Origin of the sequence: Streptomyces sp. MspMP-M5 (assembly GCF_000373585.1) — a bacterium.
GTDB lineage: Bacteria > Actinomycetota > Actinomycetes > Streptomycetales > Streptomycetaceae > Streptomyces.
On record NZ_KB891909.1, the window covers coordinates 22,783 to 38,123 of the forward strand.

The 15,341-nt window shown below is 73.5% G+C and carries 11 protein-coding genes; 7 read left to right on the forward strand and 4 right to left on the reverse strand.

The genetic code is table 11. From position 1 onward, the window contains the following. The first annotated feature begins 20 nt into the window (after positions 1-20). Positions 21-968: a bifunctional DNA-formamidopyrimidine glycosylase/DNA-(apurinic or apyrimidinic site) lyase gene (gene mutM / locus B073_RS0126760; RefSeq protein ID WP_018541162.1), complete on the forward strand. Its 948-nt coding sequence runs from the start codon at positions 21-23 to the stop codon at positions 966-968. Positions 969-1,004: 36 nt separating this feature from the next. On the opposite strand, the gene B073_RS0126765 is transcribed toward mutM, so the two are convergent. Then, positions 1,005-1,973, reverse strand: a complete 969-nt coding sequence (locus B073_RS0126765; RefSeq protein ID WP_026247759.1) for a CAP domain-containing protein — start codon at positions 1,971-1,973, stop codon at positions 1,005-1,007. 174 nt (positions 1,974-2,147) lie between these two features. Here B073_RS0126765 and B073_RS0126770 point away from each other — a divergent pair, with 174 nt between their 5' ends. The 4 genes from B073_RS0126770 to B073_RS0126785 all read left to right on the forward strand — a co-directional run bounded on the left by B073_RS0126770 (position 2,148) and on the right by B073_RS0126785 (position 8,772). Beyond that, positions 2,148-2,429: an acylphosphatase gene (locus B073_RS0126770; protein WP_018541164.1), complete on the forward strand. Its 282-nt coding sequence runs from the start codon at positions 2,148-2,150 to the stop codon at positions 2,427-2,429. 382 nt (positions 2,430-2,811) lie between these two features. Continuing rightward, positions 2,812-3,015 carry a hypothetical protein gene (locus tag B073_RS0126775; RefSeq protein WP_018541165.1) on the forward strand — a complete coding sequence of 68 codons (204 nt, stop codon included), beginning with the start codon at positions 2,812-2,814 and terminating at the stop codon, positions 3,013-3,015. 408 nt (positions 3,016-3,423) lie between these two features. Next, positions 3,424-7,095 carry a chromosome segregation SMC family protein gene (locus tag B073_RS0126780; protein ID WP_018541166.1) on the forward strand — a complete coding sequence of 1,224 codons (3,672 nt, stop codon included), beginning with the start codon at positions 3,424-3,426 and terminating at the stop codon, positions 7,093-7,095. Positions 7,096-7,353: 258 nt separating this feature from the next. Beyond that, complete coding sequence (locus B073_RS0126785) at positions 7,354-8,772, forward strand: sugar porter family MFS transporter (protein WP_018541167.1); 1,419 nt, start codon at positions 7,354-7,356, stop codon at positions 8,770-8,772. 148 nt (positions 8,773-8,920) lie between these two features. Here B073_RS0126785 and B073_RS0126790 read toward each other — a convergent pair whose 3' ends face one another. From B073_RS0126790 to B073_RS0126800, 3 genes are all read right to left on the reverse strand, one after another. After that, positions 8,921-10,669, reverse strand: coding sequence for an ankyrin repeat domain-containing protein (locus B073_RS0126790; protein WP_018541168.1), 1,749 nt, complete (start codon positions 10,667-10,669; stop codon positions 8,921-8,923). Positions 10,670-10,738: 69 nt separating this feature from the next. Then, a complete protein-coding gene (locus B073_RS0126795; RefSeq protein ID WP_018541169.1) occupies positions 10,739-11,743 on the reverse strand; it encodes an LLM class flavin-dependent oxidoreductase in 1,005 nt (334 codons plus the stop codon). Positions 11,744-11,836: 93 nt separating this feature from the next. Continuing rightward, positions 11,837-13,324 (reverse strand): purine-cytosine permease family protein, encoded by a 1,488-nt coding sequence (locus B073_RS0126800; RefSeq protein ID WP_018541170.1) that lies wholly within the window; start codon positions 13,322-13,324, stop codon positions 11,837-11,839. A gap of 424 nt (positions 13,325-13,748) precedes the next feature. On the opposite strand from B073_RS0126800, the gene B073_RS0126805 reads away from it, so the two are divergent. Both B073_RS0126805 and ftsY read left to right on the forward strand, forming a co-directional pair. Further along, positions 13,749-13,991, forward strand: a complete 243-nt coding sequence (locus tag B073_RS0126805) for a hypothetical protein (RefSeq protein WP_018541171.1) — start codon at positions 13,749-13,751, stop codon at positions 13,989-13,991. Between the two features lie 111 nt (positions 13,992-14,102). After that, on the forward strand, positions 14,103-15,338 hold the full coding sequence (gene ftsY, locus B073_RS0126810; RefSeq protein ID WP_018541172.1) for a signal recognition particle-docking protein FtsY: 1,236 nt from the start codon (positions 14,103-14,105) through the stop codon (positions 15,336-15,338). Positions 15,339-15,341: the final 3 nt, after the last annotated feature.

The window sequence follows — 15,341 nt, forward strand, 5'->3', positions numbered from 1 at the left end:
CGTTTCCGTCAGGAGCGCCCGTGCCCGAGCTTCCCGAGGTCGAGGTCGTCCGCCGTGGACTGGAACGCTGGGTCAGCGGCCGGACCATCGAGGCGGTCGAGGTCCGCCACCCGCGCGCCATCCGCCGGCACACCGCCGGCGCCGCGGACTTCGCCGCCCGGCTCACCGGGCTGCGCGTCGGCCCGGCCCGCCGCCGCGGCAAGTACCTCTGGCTCCCGGTGACCGGCGGCGGCCCGGCCTCCCAGAGCGCCGCCGAGGGCATCGCCCCCGTCGTCACCCCGTCCGTCACCCACGGCCTGGCGATCCTCGCCCACCTCGGCATGAGCGGCCAGCTGCTGGTCCAGCCGCAGGACACCCCCGACGAGAAGCACCTGCGGATCCGGATCCGCTTCACGGACACCGGCGCTCCGCCCGAGGCGTCCGGTACCGAGCTGCGCTTCGTCGACCAGCGCACCTTCGGCGGCCTCTCGCTGCACGACACCGTGCCCGGCGACCCCGACCTGCTCCCCGACGTGATCGCGCACATCGCCCGGGACCCGCTCGACCCGGCCTTCGACGACGCCGCCTTCCACGACGCGCTGCGCCGCCGCCGGACGACGATCAAACGCGCGCTCCTCGACCAGACCCTGATCAGCGGCGTCGGCAACATCTACGCCGACGAGGCGCTGTGGCGCTCCCGGCTCCACTACGACCGGCCCACCGCCACCTTCACCCGGCCCCGCACCGCCGAGCTGCTCGGCCATGTCCGGGACGTGATGACCGCCGCGCTGGCCGTCGGCGGCACCAGCTTCGACAGCCTCTACGTCAACGTCAACGGCGAGTCCGGCTACTTCGAGCGCTCCCTGGACGCCTACGGCCGCGAGGACGAGCCCTGCCGCCGCTGTGGTACGCCGATCCGTCGCCGCCCCTGGATGAACCGGTCCAGCTACTTCTGCCCGCGCTGCCAGCGCCCGCCACGGCCGCGCTGAACGGACCCGGGCGGTCAGGGCCGGCGGGCACCCGCCTCAGAAGCCGAACTCCTGGGCCCACCACGGGCCGCCCGGACCGAAGTGGGCGCCGACCCCGAGGGACTTGTACTCGCAGTTGAGGATGTTGGCGCGGTGCCCCGGGCTGTTCATCCACGAGTCCATCACGGAGTGCGCGTCGGCCTGGCCCCGGGCGAGGTTCTCCCCGCCCAGGTTCGCTATGCCCTGGGCACGGGCCCGGTCCCAGGGCGTGTGGCCGTCCGGATCGGTGTGGCCGAAGAACCCGCGCCGGGCCATGTCGTCGCTGAACCGCTCGGCCAGACCGGTCAGTTCGTCGCCGGCGGTTACCGGCGCGCAGCCCGCCTCGGCCCGCGCCTGGTTGACCAGCGAGACCACCTCGGCCTCGGCCGCCGCCTCGGTGCCGCCGCCGGTGACCGGGGCGGCGGTCGGGGACACCGAGGGCCGGGGCGTGGCGGTCGCGGTGCCGCCGGTGGGCGACGCGGACGGTCGCCCGCCGGGCACCCGGGTCGGGGTCGCGACGGGCCGGGACGCCGACGGGGAGGCGCCGGGCGAGGCGGGGGAGGTCGGGGAGCCGGTCCGTCCCGCGCCCCGCGAGGCGGCGTTGCCGTCGTCCCCGCCGCTCCCGCCGGTTCCGCCGCTCCGTACACCCCCGCCGTCGCGCCCGGCCACGTCCGAGGGCCCGTTCACCGGCGCCGAGAAGCTCTCCTGCGGCTGGGCGTCCGGCAGTGCGCCGGCCCGCACCCGGCCGGCGCCGTCGTCGCTCGCCACGAACCGCCCGCCGCCCGGGACGAGTCCGGACGCCACCGCCACCGCGCCCATCGCCACCGCGGCCGAGGCGCCGAGCAGACCGGTGCGCACCGGCGCGCTCCGGCGGGCCGCGCGGTGCCCCCGGTGTCCCGCTGGCGCGACCGCACCTGTCGGACCGTCAACCTGCCCCGTACGAGGGCGTTCCGGATCGTGGGGAGCAGAGCGTCGATGGCGGCCCATCCGCAGAACTTCCTTCCCCCGGCGCAAGCACCGGCTCCACTGGAGCGGCTTCTGCCGCGCAGGTTTCCTCGGATGCCTCACCCGAAAGGGTGAGTCCTCGCTGTCGGGGGACTGTACGCCATGACGCACGGGGCGGATGTGCTTGCTGAGCAATTGGCCGGTTAACGTGCACACATGGACGAGGACGTGCGGATGACCGCGTGGGTACGCGGGCGGGTCCAGGAAGTTGGGTTCCGCTGGTTCACCCGAGCGAACGCCTTGCGCATCGGCGGGCTCACCGGCTTCGCGGTCAATCTGGGCGACGGGCGCGTCCAGGTCGTCGCCGAGGGACCGAAGGACCGCTGCGAGGATCTGCTGGAGTGGCTCCGCACCGGGGACACGCCCGGGCACGTCGACGGCGTCACTGAGATCTGGGCCACGCCGCGGGGCGGCTACGACGGCTTCGAGATCCGCTGACCGGCCCGGGACAAGCCGCCCGGACGGCTCCACCGGGCCCTTTCGCCGGTGCGCCTTCGTGAGCTGCTTACGGGAGATAAGCCCTGGTGGTTGCCAACTCGGCCGACCCGTGCAAGGCTGCCGCTGTACGGATGATCTCCACGCCCCGTGGGCCCTTTCTGGAGAGTGGACGCCATGCCCTGGCGGCCGCGCACTCTCAGGCGCCCGAGGATACGGGGCGTGATCGTGTTGACCCCCCATCCGTTTGGTGAGACTCTGGAATCCCCGCGCACCTTAGCTGTTTGGCATTGAGTACACCTGGAGAATGACAAGCACCGCGGGTGCGAATCCCTCACGACCCACACCGCTTCGGTCGGTCACTCATTGTGGAGGACCATCCATCATGGCAAAGGCGCTTCTCGGTTACGTCGGCGGCTCCGACCCCCGAGTCCTCGCCGAGATGCGACGGCTTCAGCAGCGCGTCCAGGATCTCGAATCCGAGCTCCTTCGGATGCAGGCCGAGAACGACATGCTCTCCGCTGCCGCGCGTCGCGACGATTCGGTGCTCGACCTCGACGTACCCCAGGCGGAGCCCGCGCTCACCTGACCCAGCCCAGGGTCGGGCGGGCTGCGCGCCAGCCGCTTGAGGCACCGCACGCCTCAAGATCTGAACACTTCAAGATCTGCACCGCAGGATCTGCAAGGGACGCTTCGGCGTCCCTTCGTCGTTCCCCGCTTTTCCGTCCTCGGTGGTTCCCCGGCCCGCCGTGTGCCGTTGCCGCGCCGGACACCATGGCGGTCTCCGGTCACTTCCGTCTCGGGGAGTCTCCCCAGCCCCTCGGTGTCGTCCTTACCGCATGATGTGCCCCTCCCCCTACCCGGTGAAACCGGCGGCATGCACGGCCCGGTGAACGGGAGGGGAACGGCGGCCGGTGCCTTGGGGACGTAGCGGCCGTGCGGGCGCCCGGAATGTTGCGGAAGGGGCGCCCGGGAGCGGCCGGTAGAGTTCAAAGGCGTGCACCTGAAGAGTCTGACCCTGCGAGGCTTCAAGTCCTTCGCCTCCGCCACGACGCTCCGGTTCGAACCGGGCATCACCTGCGTCGTGGGCCCCAACGGTTCCGGCAAGTCCAATGTCGTGGACGCACTGTCGTGGGTCATGGGGGAGCAGGGCGCCAAGTCGCTGCGCGGCGGCAAGATGGAGGACGTCATCTTCGCCGGGACGACCGGGCGGCCGCCGCTCGGCCGCGCGGAGGTCTCGCTGACGATCGACAACTCCGACGGGGCGCTGCCCATCGAGTACGCCGAAGTCACCCTGACCCGGATCATGTTCCGCAACGGCGGCAGCGAGTACCAGATCAACGGCGACACCTGCCGGCTGCTGGACATCCAGGAGCTGCTCTCCGACTCCGGCATCGGCCGCGAGATGCATGTGATCGTCGGTCAGGGCCAGCTCGACTCCGTTCTGCACGCCGATCCGATGGGCCGCCGGGCGTTCATCGAGGAGGCGGCCGGCGTCCTCAAGCACCGCAAGCGCAAGGAGAAGGCGCTGCGGAAGCTGGACGCGATGAAGGCCAACCTCGCCCGCGTCCAGGACCTCACCGACGAGCTGCGGCGGCAGCTGAAGCCGCTGGGCCGGCAGGCCGCGGTCGCCCGGCGCGCCGCCGTCATCCAGGCCGATCTGCGGGACGCCCGGCTGCGGCTGCTCGCCGACGACCTCGTCACGCTGCGCCGGGCGCTGGCCGCGGAGATCGCCGACGAGGCGGCGCTGAAGGCGCGCAAGGAGGCCGTGGAGGAGCGGCTGCGCACCGCCCGGCGGCAGGAGGCGGCGCTGGAGGCGGAGGTGCAGGCCCTCGCCCCGCGGCTGCAGCGGGCCCAGCAGACCTGGTACGCGCTGTCCCAGCTCGCCGAGCGGGTGCGCGGCACGGTCTCGCTGGCCGAGGCCCGGGTGCGCAGCGCCGCGGCGGCCCCGCCGGAGGAGCGGCGCGGCCGGGACCCCGAGGACCTGGAGCGGGAGGCCGCCCGGATCCGTGAGCAGGAGGCGGAGTTGAGCGCCGCGCTGGAAGCGGCCGCCCGGGCCCTGGACGACACCGTCGAGCACCGGGCCGCGCTGGAGCGGCAGTTGGCGGACGAGGAGCGGCGGCTGCGGGACGTCGCCCGGGCGCTGTCCGACCGGCGCGAGGGGCTGGCCCGGCTGAGCGGGCAGGTCACCGCCGCCCGCGGCCGGGCCGCGTCGGCGCAGGCGGAGATCGGCCGGCTGGCCGAGGCCCGGGACGGCGCCCGGAGCCGGGCGGTCGCGGCCCAGGAGGAGTACGAGCAGCTCAAGGCCGAGGTCGACGGGCTGGACGCGGACGACGAGGAGATCACCGGGCGGTACGAGGCGGCGCGGCGGGAGCTGGCGGAGGCCGAGTCCGCGCTGTCCGCGGCGCGGGAGGCGCTGACCGCGGCGGAGCGGGAGCGGGCCGCGACCGCCGCCCGGCACGACGCGCTGGCCCTCGGGCTGCGCCGCAAGGACGGCACCGGTGCGCTGCTGGCCGCCGCGGACCGGATCGGCGGGGTGCTCGGGCCGGCGGCCGAACTGCTGACCGTCACGCCGGGCTTCGAGGTCCCGGTGGCGGCCGCGCTGGGCGCCGCCGCCGACGCGGTCGCGGTCACCGACCCGGCCGCCGCGGCGGAGGCGCTGCGGCTGCTGCGCAAGGAGGACGCCGGGCGGGCCGCGATGGTGCTGGGCGGCAGCCGGCCGGCCCGGGTGCCGGCGCCGGCCCGCGCCCTGGAGGCCGAGGAGGCCGTGGCGGTGGCGGCCGCGGCGGAGGGCACCGAGCGGACCGGCGGCGAGACGGCCGCGGGGAGCGGTGGGGCCGGGGGGCCGGGGACGCCCGGCGGGCCCGTGCCCGCCCATGAACTCGTCCACGGTCCAAGGGAGTTGACCGCCTCGGTGGCCCGGCTGCTGCGCGAGGTGGTGGTCGTCGGGACGCTGGCGGAGGCCGAGGAGCTGGTGGCGGCGCGGCCGGAGCTGACCGCCGTCACCGCGGACGGCGATCTGCTGGGGGCGCACTTCGCCCAGGGCGGCTCGGCGGGGGCGCCGAGTCTGCTGGAGGTCCAGGCGTCCGTCGACGAGGCGGCGGCCGAGCTCACGGACCTGGCGGCCCGCTGCGATGCGCTGACCGAGGCCCGGCGGGCGGCCGAGGAGCGGCGTACCGAGTGCGCGGCGCTGGTCGAGGAGCTGGACGCCCGGCGGCGCGCGGCGGACCGGGAGAAGTCCGAGGTCGCCGGGGACCTCGGGCGGCTCGCCGGGCAGGCGCGGGCCGCCGCGGGGGAGGCGGAACGATCCGCCGCGGCCGCCGCCCGGGCCGAGGAGGCGCTGGCGCGGGCCACCGAGGAGGCCGAGGAACTGGCCGCCCGGCTCGCCGCGGCCGAGGAGGACCCGGGCGCGGACGACGAGGAGCCCGACACCTCCGTCCGCGACCGGCTGGCCGCCGACGGCGCCAACGCCCGGCAGACCGAGATGGAGGCCCGGCTCCAGGCGCGGACGCACGAGGAGCGGGTCAAGGCGCTGGCCGGGCGGGCGGATTCGCTGGACCGCGCGGCCCGGGCGGAGCGCGAGGCCCGCGACCGGGCCGAGCGGCGGCGGGCCCGGCTGCGCCACGAGGCGGCGGTGGCCGGTGCGGTGGCCTCGGGCGCGCGGCAGCTGCTGGCGCACATCGAGGTGTCGGTGGTGCGGGCCGAGGAGGAGCGGGCCGCCGCGGAACGCGCCAAGGACGAGCGGGAGCGGGCGCTGGCGGCCGAGCGCGAGCAGGGCCGGGAGCTGGTGGCCGAGCTGGACAAGCTGACCGACTCGGTGCACCGCGGCGAGGTGCTGGGGGCGGAGAAGCGGCTGCGCATCGAGCAGTTGGAGGGCCGGGCGCTGGAGGAGCTGGGCGTCGAACCGGCCGCACTGGTCGCGGAGTACGGCCCCGACCAGCCCGTCCCCCCGTCGCCTCCGGCCGAGGGCGAGGAACTCCCCGACGCCCCTGACCATCCGCGGAACCAGCCCGTGCCCTACGACCGGGCCGCCCAGGAGAAGCGCCTCAAGGCAGCCGAGCGGGCGTACCAGCAGCTCGGGAAGGTGAACCCGCTCGCGCTGGAGGAGTTCGCGGCCCTGGAGGAGCGGCACCAGTTCCTCAGCGAGCAGCTTGAAGACTTGAAGAAGACCCGGGCCGACCTGCTGCGGGTGGTCAAGGAGGTCGACGAGCGGGTCGAGCAGGTCTTCACCGAGGCGTACCACGACACCGCGCGGGAGTTCGAGGGCGTCTTCGCGCGGCTCTTCCCGGGCGGCGAGGGCCGGCTGGTGCTGACCGACCCGGACGACATGCTGGCCACCGGGGTGGACGTGGAGGCGCGCCCGCCGGGCAAGAAGGTCAAGCGGCTCTCCCTGCTGTCCGGCGGCGAGCGGTCGCTGACCGCGGTGGCGCTGCTGGTGTCGATCTTCAAGGCGCGGCCCAGCCCGTTCTATGTGATGGACGAGGTCGAGGCGGCGCTGGACGACACCAATCTGCAGCGGCTGATCCGGATCATGGAGGAGCTGCAGGAGAGCTCCCAGCTGATCGTGATCACGCACCAGAAGCGGACGATGGAGGTCGCCGACGCGCTCTACGGCGTGTCGATGCAGGGCGACGGGGTCTCGAAGGTGATCAGCCAGCGGCTGCGCTGAGCCGGCCCGGCGGGCCCGCCGGCGGTGTCCGCCGTACCGCCCTTTCTTCACTCCCCGAAGATCAATTCAGAACTTGAATGAAGCATGCGGCAGTCGGGTGAGGAATACGTCGGCTTCGAGGTATTGACTTCGAAACTTAAAGGCATAGTCTCTGCAACGTCGCTTTTACCTTCAAGTGGTGGGTACCCCCGACGTGTGCACCACTTGTAGGGCCAGCCCCCTACGCCCGGCAGCGCAGCCGGGCCACTGGAGTTCACGTTGACCAGCACCGCGCAGCCGACGGTCCCGGAAGGCCGCAAGGCCCAGCCGGACCACCTCGGCCATGTCATCTTCATCACCGCGGCTGCCGCGATGGGCGGCTTTCTCTTCGGCTATGACAGCTCCGTCATCAACGGTGCCGTCGAGGCGATCCGTGGCCGCTACGAGGTCGGGTCCGCCGTCCTCGCGCAGGTCATCGCCATCGCCCTGATCGGCTGTGCGGTCGGCGCCGCCACCGCCGGCCGGATCGCCGACCGGATCGGCCGGATCCGGGTCATGCAGATCGCCGCGGTGCTCTTCACCATCAGTGCCATCGGCTCCGCGCTGCCGTTCGCCCTGTGGGACCTGGCGATGTGGCGCGTGCTGGGCGGCATCGCGATCGGTATGGCCTCCGTCATCGGCCCGGCCTACATCGCCGAGGTCTCCCCGCCCGCCTACCGCGGCCGGCTCGGCTCCTTCCAGCAGGCCGCGATCGTCATCGGCATCGCCGTCTCCCAGCTCGTCAACTGGGGCATCCTCAACCTCGCCGACGGCCAGCAGCGCGGCAAGATCGGCGGCATCGAAGCCTGGCAGTGGATGCTCGGCGTGATGGTCATCCCCGCCGTCCTCTACGGTCTGCTCTCCTTCGCGATCCCCGAGTCGCCGCGCTTCCTGATCTCCGTCGGCCGGATCGACCGCGCCAAGGAGGTGCTCGGCGAGGTCGAGGGCCGGGCCGTGGACCTCGACGCCCGGGTCACCGAGATCCAGGACGCCATGCGCCGCGAGCACAAGTCGACCTTCCGGGACCTGCTCGGCGGCAAGGGCGGCTTCCTGCCGATCGTCTGGGTCGGCATCGGTCTCTCCGTCTTCCAGCAGCTGGTCGGCATCAACGTCGCCTTCTACTACTCCTCGACGCTGTGGCAGTCGGTCGGCATCAACCCGGAGAGCTCGTTCTTCTACAGCTTCACCACCTCGATCATCAACATCATCGGCACCGTGATCGCGATGATCTTCGTGGACCGGATCGGGCGCCGTCCGCTGGCGCTGATCGGCTCGGCCGGTATGGCCGTCGCGCTCGCCCTGGAGGCGTGGGCCTTCTCCGCCAAGACCGCGGCCGGCACTCTGCCGTCCACCGAGGGCACCGTGGCCCTGATCGCCGCGCACGGCTTCGTCCTCTTCTTCGCGCTCTCCTGGGGCGTCGTCGTCTGGGTCTTCCTCGGCGAGATGTTCCCCAACAAGATCCGTGCCGCCGCGCTCGGCGTCGCCGCCTCCGCGCAGTGGATCGCCAACTGGGCGATCACGGCCAGCTTCCCGAGCCTCTCGGACTGGAACCTGTCCGGCACCTACGTGATCTACATGGTCTTCGCTCTGCTCTCGATCCCCTTCGTGCTGAAGTACGTCAAGGAGACCAAGGGCAAGGCGTTGGAGGAGATGGGCTAACCTCCCCGCCAGTCCACTCCTCAGTTCTCGCTGCTGCCCCGGCTCACCCGAGCCGGGGCAGCGGTGGTTTCCGCGCCCGGCACACCGGACGGCCCCGGCCCTGGTCCGTCGGACACCGCCCGGCAGGCGGGACTTCGGACTCACTCATCTAGCACAGGAGCGGGCTGCCGTCGGGTATCTCCACCCAGCGGCGGGGCCGGCCGGTCACCGGCCGGGCGTCCGTCACGCGCAGGCCCGCCGCCGCGGAGGCGTACGCCAACTCCCTTGCGCCGTAGGTGTCCTGTGGCCGGGACCAGCTCCAGAAGCGGTAGAGCCAGTGCCCCTCGGGCTCGTCCCCGAACGGCGGGAGGCCGATCTCCTCGGTCAGCTCGGTGCGGCCGTCCCGGGAGAGCGTGCCGAAGGTGCCGCCGGCGGGATGGAAATACACGCCGTACGCGGCGGTGGCCGAGGAGAGGGCGTCCAGTACCCGGTCGGTGTTCAGCAGATACGAGAACGGCTGGATGAGGACACAGCCGCCCGGCACTCCCGTCACCCCGATCCGGCGGTGGTCCGGCCCCGCGCCGTCGTACGGATCGCCGTCGTATGCATCGGCGTCGTACGGCCCCGAGGCGGCCGGAGCCGGAGCCGCCCCGGCGTCGGGTTCGAGGGCCGGGCAGTCGCGGGGGTCGCGGCCCAGCCGCCGGACGGCCTCCGCCTCGTCGACGCCGGGCACGAACGCCACCGAGGTCCCGTCGGTGTGTGCCCCGCGGAACACCGCCACCCGCGCGTCCGCGTCCTGCTGGGCGGCGCGCTCCGCGGGCGTCAGCGGCACCGCGCCCGGCAGCGCGGCGAACAGCGGGGCCAGGGCGGTGGTCAGCGCCAGCCGGCCGGGGGAGCGGCCGCCGAGCTGCGGACTCCAGGCATCGGCGCCGGCCCGCAGCAGCAGCGCGGCGTTCTCCTCCGCGCCGTGGCAGACGGCGTGCCACAGCGGGGTGCAGCCCGCCGCGTCCGCCGCGTCCGCCGGCGCGCCCCAGTCGAGGAGTGCGGCGACGGCCTCGGGGGCGCCCTGGGCGGCGGCCCGATGCAGAGGGCTCTCCTCGGGGCTCGGTGCGAGGGCGGCGGGACCGGCGCCGTGAGCCGGCCGGGCCGGCACCAGGGAGGTGTCCCGCCAGGGGGACGGGGCCGGCAATCGCCCGTCGCCGCGGGCCGGCTCCGGGGCGGGCGGGGCCCACGGGCGCGGCTCGGGCTCGGCCGGCCGGGCCGGGATCTCCGCCGGCCCCGGGCCGAGGCCGAGGAACCCCCGCGACTCCTCGCCCGCCGCCCGCGGGGCCGGCGGCGCGGCCTCCGGCCAGATCTCCAGCGCCTCGCCGGCCGCCGCCCGCAGCGGCCCGGCGTCGAAGACGGTGACCGTCTCGGGCACCTGCTCGTCAGGCCACTCGACCACCAACCGGGTGGTGCCGGCGGGCTGCAACTGCGAGAGGTGCAGCTCCAGTTCGTAGTGGAACGCGCCGCCGGTGCCGCCGCGCAGCCGGAACGTCGGGTGGGGCGGCCCGGACGACGGCCAGGGCGGACCGTCGAGCGTGGTGACCTTCCGTCCGTCGGCCAGCAGCAGACCACAGCGCAGCGCCCCGTCACCCGGCCGCCCGTACGGCGAGGTGCGGCCGCCGGGCCGGATCCGCCGCAGGAAGACCGACAGCCGCATCGTCACCGACCGCGGCCAGACCTCCCAGCCGGTGAGCAGGATCCGCACGTCCGGTCCGGCGCCGGCCTCGGCGACCTGCGCGAGGCGCGCCGGGACGAACCACTGGGACGGCGCGAACTCCTCGTCCCCCGCGGGCGCGTACGGGCTCAACTCCAGGGTTTCGTCAGGGGGTTCGGGCGGGGGAGGGGAAGCGGGCAGACCGTCGAAGAAGCTCATGCCCCGATCGTGACACCCGCCACTGACAGTCGGCCCGCGCCGCGGCCGCCGCCCCGCCGCCCCGCCGGCTCAGCCCGTCAGCCGCGGCAGCACCTGCTCCGCGAACAGCTTCAGCGACCGCCAGCCCTCCTCGACCGGCATCCCGCCGCACAGCGGATGCAGGATCAACGCGCCCCGGGCGCCGTCCTCTTGGGCCAGCGCGACGCAGTCGTCCGGCGTGAGGATCCGGTACACGCCCTCCTCGCGCAGCGCCTCGGCGTCCCGCGCGGCGGAGCGCACCGCGGAGTGCGTCCCGGCCGCCTGCCAGGCCGCGTACCGCTGCGCCTCGTACAGCAGATGCCCGCCGTGCTCGGCCCAGCTCCGGTCCGGGTCCTCGGAGAGGTGCAGCAGGCAGGTGCGCCGCGGCGGTTGCAGCACCCAGCCCTCGGTCCCGGCGGCGGCGCACTGCTCGTGGTAGTAGCGCTCCAGCTCCGGCAGGTGGGCGCTGGGGAAGAGCGGCAGCCCCAGCCGGGCGGCGCGCCGGGCCGCGGGCCGCGAGGAGCCCCCGACGAGCAGCGCCGGATGCGGCCGGGTGTACGGGCGCGGGGTGACCCGGACGGTGCGTCCCCGGTAGCGGAACGGTTCGCCGGTCCAGGCGTCCAGGAGCGCCTGGAGCACCTCGTCCTGGAGGGCGCCGCGGTCCCGCCACTCCTTGCCGTGTGCCGCGTACTCCTCGGGCCGGTAGCCGAGGCCGGCGACAGTGATCAGCCGGCCGGCGCCTATCAGGTCGAGCACGGCGAGGTCCTCGGCCAGCCGCAGCGGGTCGTGCAGCGGGGTGATCATGGCGGAGACGGTGACGCCGATCCGGCGGGTGCTGCCGAGGACCGCGCCCGCGAAGGCGAGCGGGGAGGGCATCCAGCCGTTGTCGGTGGCGTGGTGCTCCTCGGTCTGGATCATGCCCAGGCCGTGGTCGTCGGCGTACCGGGCCATCTCGACGGCGGCCCGGTAGCGGGCGGAGAGTTCCGCCGGCCCGCCCGGTGGGCCCGCGAGGTTGAAACGCAGGACCGTGGTGGGTGCGGTGTGACCGGCGGACATGACGGGGTCCCCTTCGCCTGAGCAGGTGGCGAAGGGGACCGTAACTGACGATACGTCAGCCCGCCAGGGGCACGGTCGGGAACCGGCCGCGGGTCAGCCGGCCTCGACGGCCTGCCGCGCGTCGTCGGCCGCCGGCGCCGGGGTCTCGTTCTCCGGGGCCGCGGGCAGGACCGCGAAGACCACCGCGGCGATCAGGATGGTGGCCGCCCAGCCCAGGCCGTTCTCGCCGATCCAGGTGCCGGCCAGCGGACCCGCGAACCACTGCACCTTGGTGAAGCACAGCCCCGCGGCCAGCGCGACCGCCCAGGCCGTCAGGGCCTGCCAGCAGAAACCGCCCTTGTACCAGTAGCGGCTGGTCCGGCCGATCGTCATCAGGCTCTCCGCGTCGTAGCGGACGGCCTTCTTGCGGCGGCGCACCATGTCGATGCCGTAGACGCCGATCCAGGCGGAGAACGAGACGCCCAGCAGGGTCAGGAAGGCGATGAACTGGCCGACGAAGTCCTTGGCCACCAGCATCATGAACAGCCCGCCGATCAGGCTGATCGCGGCGTTGATGCTGACCGCCAGGGCGCGCGGCAGCTTGACGCCCATGGTCTGTGCGGTGAAGCCCGCGGAGTACATCGACAGGCTGTTGATCAGCATCATGCCGATCAGCGCGGTGATCAGGTACGGGATAGCGATGGCCGACGGCAGCACCTGGCCGAGGAACGACATCGGGTCGGTGTTCTGGTTGGCCAGCTCCGGGTTGGAGACGGCCATCACGCCGCCCATGACCACCATCGGGACGAGCACCAGGGCGGCACCCGAGACGGTGGTGCCGACGATCTTCCGGCCGGAGGCGGAGTGCGGCAGGTAGCGCGCGAAGTCCGGGCCGGTGGGCACCCAGCTGAGGCCGCCGGCCGCGATGGTGCCGACGCCCGCGATCATCATCGCGCCGCTGCCCGGCGACTTGGCGAAGATCGCACCCCACGGCATCTCGACGATCAGGTAGATCAGGACGACGACGCTGATGAGGCTGAAGAGGTACGTGGAGTACTTGTTGCAGAGGTTGAGCGCCTTGCGGCCCATCCCGCTGACCAGGAAGGTGCAGGCCACGAACCCCAACAGGGTCACCACGACCAGGAAGTTGTTGGTCCGGATGCCGAAGACCAGGCGGAGCACGGTCAGCATCGCGTAGGCGCCGCTGACCGCGTTGATCGTCTCCCAGCCGAAGCGGGCGACCCACAGGATCGCGCCCGGGAAGTAGTTGCCGCGCACGCCGAAGGCGGCCCGGGAGAGCATCGCGCCCGGCGCGCCGCCCCACTTCCCGGAGACCGAGAGCAGGCCGACGATCCCGAACGAGATGGTCGAGGCGATCGCGGCGACGACCAGGACCTGCCAGAAGTTCAGGCCGTTGTTGATCACCAGGGAGGCGCCCATGGTGAGCAGCAGCACGCTGATGTTGGCCGCCACCCAGGTCGGGAAGAGTTCGCGGACCCGCCCTCGGCGCTCGTGGTCGGGAACCGGCTCGATTCCGCGCGTTTCGACGGCGCCGTCGACTTCCGGGGTGGACGTGGGTGCGGACGTAGTGCTGGTGCCCATGGGTGCAGCTGTCTCCGTGCGGGGGTCTGGGGAGCACCCCCGGGGGAGGAGGTGCAGGCAGCGGCTGTGGTGCCTGGCCAGAAAGTGGTTGCCAGGACTCTACGCGCGTTGCGCGGCCGCTCACCATCGTACTTTGATCCAACTTCGGACGGTCCGCCCCCTTGGACTCCCTGACGATGACACGAAATCCCCGGTCCTGTCGATGAATCCAGTCACACCCCCCTGATCAGGACATACACGACGCTATCGACGGCCGTGAAGGCAACCAGAGGTGCCTCTTCCGCGTTTTCGCCGCCCTCCGGAGCCCCGTGGCAGGCCCGTCGGAGAGACGCATGTCTCGTTTGAGCGCCGTCCGCCGGCCGCCGCGCGGCGGGATCTCGACGGCCCGGGCATGACGCGCCGGATTTGGTGCAAGGTGATCGGGATGAACGACAGCGACCACGCGCAGGAGGCCGATGTGCCCGGCAAGACGTGCCAGTGGTGCCAGGGCACCGGCTATGTGTCCCAGGCCCTGGCCTACGCCCCCGGCGTCGACCCGTTCCGGGGCCCCCACGAGACCGTCCAGCGGGCCGGCGAGTGCCGGCACTGCCGGGGATCGGGGGCGTACGACTCCCACCGCGACCCCACACTGGAGCGCTGGCGGACGGAGCAGCACCGGGAGTCCTGAGGCGGAGCACCCAGGGGCCCCGGGGACCCGGCGCGCCGCACAGGGGCCCGGCGCGGGCCCCCGGGCGCGTGCGGCCGTCCCCCGCGGGCCGTGGCTGATACTGGAGGGGTTATGGAAACCGTCATCCTTGCTGTAGTCATCGCCGTGGTCGTGCTCGGCGCGATCAGCGGGCTCGTCGTCAGCGGCCGCAGAAAGAAGCAGCTGCCGCCGCCCCCGCCGGCCGCTCCCCAGCCCTCCGTCACCGCGCCCCCCGCCGAACCGCACGTCGGCGAGGAGGCCGAGACCCCCAGCGACGAAGAACGTCGCACCATCGAAGAAGTCGAGCTGCCCACCGCCGAGGCCCCCGCGGCCGAGGCCGAGGCACCCGTCGCCGAGCCGGCGGCGCCCGCGGCGCCCGCCGTCGAGGTCCCCGAGCCGACCGCCGGCCGCCTGGTCCGGCTGCGCGCCCGGCTCGCCCGCTCCCAGAACACCCTCGGCAAGGGCCTGCTGACCCTGCTGTCCCGCGAGCACCTCGACGAGGACACCTGGGAGGAGATCGAGGACACCCTCCTCACCGCCGACGTCGGCGTCGCCCCCACCCAGGAACTGGTCGAGCGGCTCCGCGAGCGGGTCAAGGTCCTGGGCACCCGCACCCCCGAGGACCTGCGTCAGCTGCTCCGCGAGGAGCTGCTCGCCCTCATCGGCACCGACGCCGACCGCACCGTGCACACCGCCAACGGCATCGGCAACGGCGGCGACGAGATCCCCGGCGTCGTGATGGTCGTCGGCGTCAACGGCACCGGCAAGACCACCACCACCGGCAAGCTCGCCCGCGTCCTGGTGGCCGACGGCAGGTCCGTGGTGCTCGGCGCCGCCGACACCTTCCGCGCCGCCGCCGCCGACCAGCTCCAGACCTGGGGCGAGCGGGTCGGCGCCCGCACCGTCCGCGGCCCCGAGGGCGGCGACCCGGCGTCCATCGCCTTCGACGCCGTCAAGGAGGGCATCGCCGAGTCCGCCGATGTCGTCCTGATCGACACCGCGGGCCGGCTGCACACCAAGACCGGCCTGATGGACGAGCTGGGCAAGGTCAAGCGGGTCGTCGAGAAGCACGGCCCGGTCGGCGAGGTGCTGCTCGTCCTCGACGCCACCACCGGCCAGAACGGCCTGGTGCAGGCGCGGGTCTTCGCCGAGGTCGTGGACATCACCGGTGTGGTGCTCACCAAGCTCGACGGCACCGCCAAGGGCGGCATCATCATCGCCGTCCAGCGCGAACTGGGCGTGCCGGTCAAGCTGGTCGGCCTGGGCGAGGGCCCGGACGACCTGGCGCCGTTCGAGCCCGAGGCGTTCGTGGACGCACTGATCAACTGAGCC

What these genes read in the sequence shown, in the direction of transcription:
- B073_RS0126765 (WP_026247759.1), bottom strand. Translation starts at nt 1,973, where the DNA reads ATGGGCCGCCATCGACGCTCTGCTCCCCACGATCCGGAACGCCCTCGT.
- B073_RS0126770 (WP_018541164.1), top strand. Translation starts at nt 2,148, where the DNA reads ATGGACGAGGACGTGCGGATGACCGCGTGGGTACGCGGGCGGGTCCAG.
- B073_RS0126775 (WP_018541165.1), top strand. Translation starts at nt 2,812, where the DNA reads ATGGCAAAGGCGCTTCTCGGTTACGTCGGCGGCTCCGACCCCCGAGTC.
- B073_RS0126790 (WP_018541168.1), bottom strand. Translation starts at nt 10,669, where the DNA reads ATGAGCTTCTTCGACGGTCTGCCCGCTTCCCCTCCCCCGCCCGAACCC.
- B073_RS0126795 (WP_018541169.1), bottom strand. Translation starts at nt 11,743, where the DNA reads ATGTCCGCCGGTCACACCGCACCCACCACGGTCCTGCGTTTCAACCTC.
- B073_RS0126800 (WP_018541170.1), bottom strand. Translation starts at nt 13,324, where the DNA reads ATGGGCACCAGCACTACGTCCGCACCCACGTCCACCCCGGAAGTCGAC.
- B073_RS0126805 (WP_018541171.1), top strand. Translation starts at nt 13,749, where the DNA reads ATGAACGACAGCGACCACGCGCAGGAGGCCGATGTGCCCGGCAAGACG.
- ftsY (WP_018541172.1), top strand. Translation starts at nt 14,103, where the DNA reads ATGGAAACCGTCATCCTTGCTGTAGTCATCGCCGTGGTCGTGCTCGGC.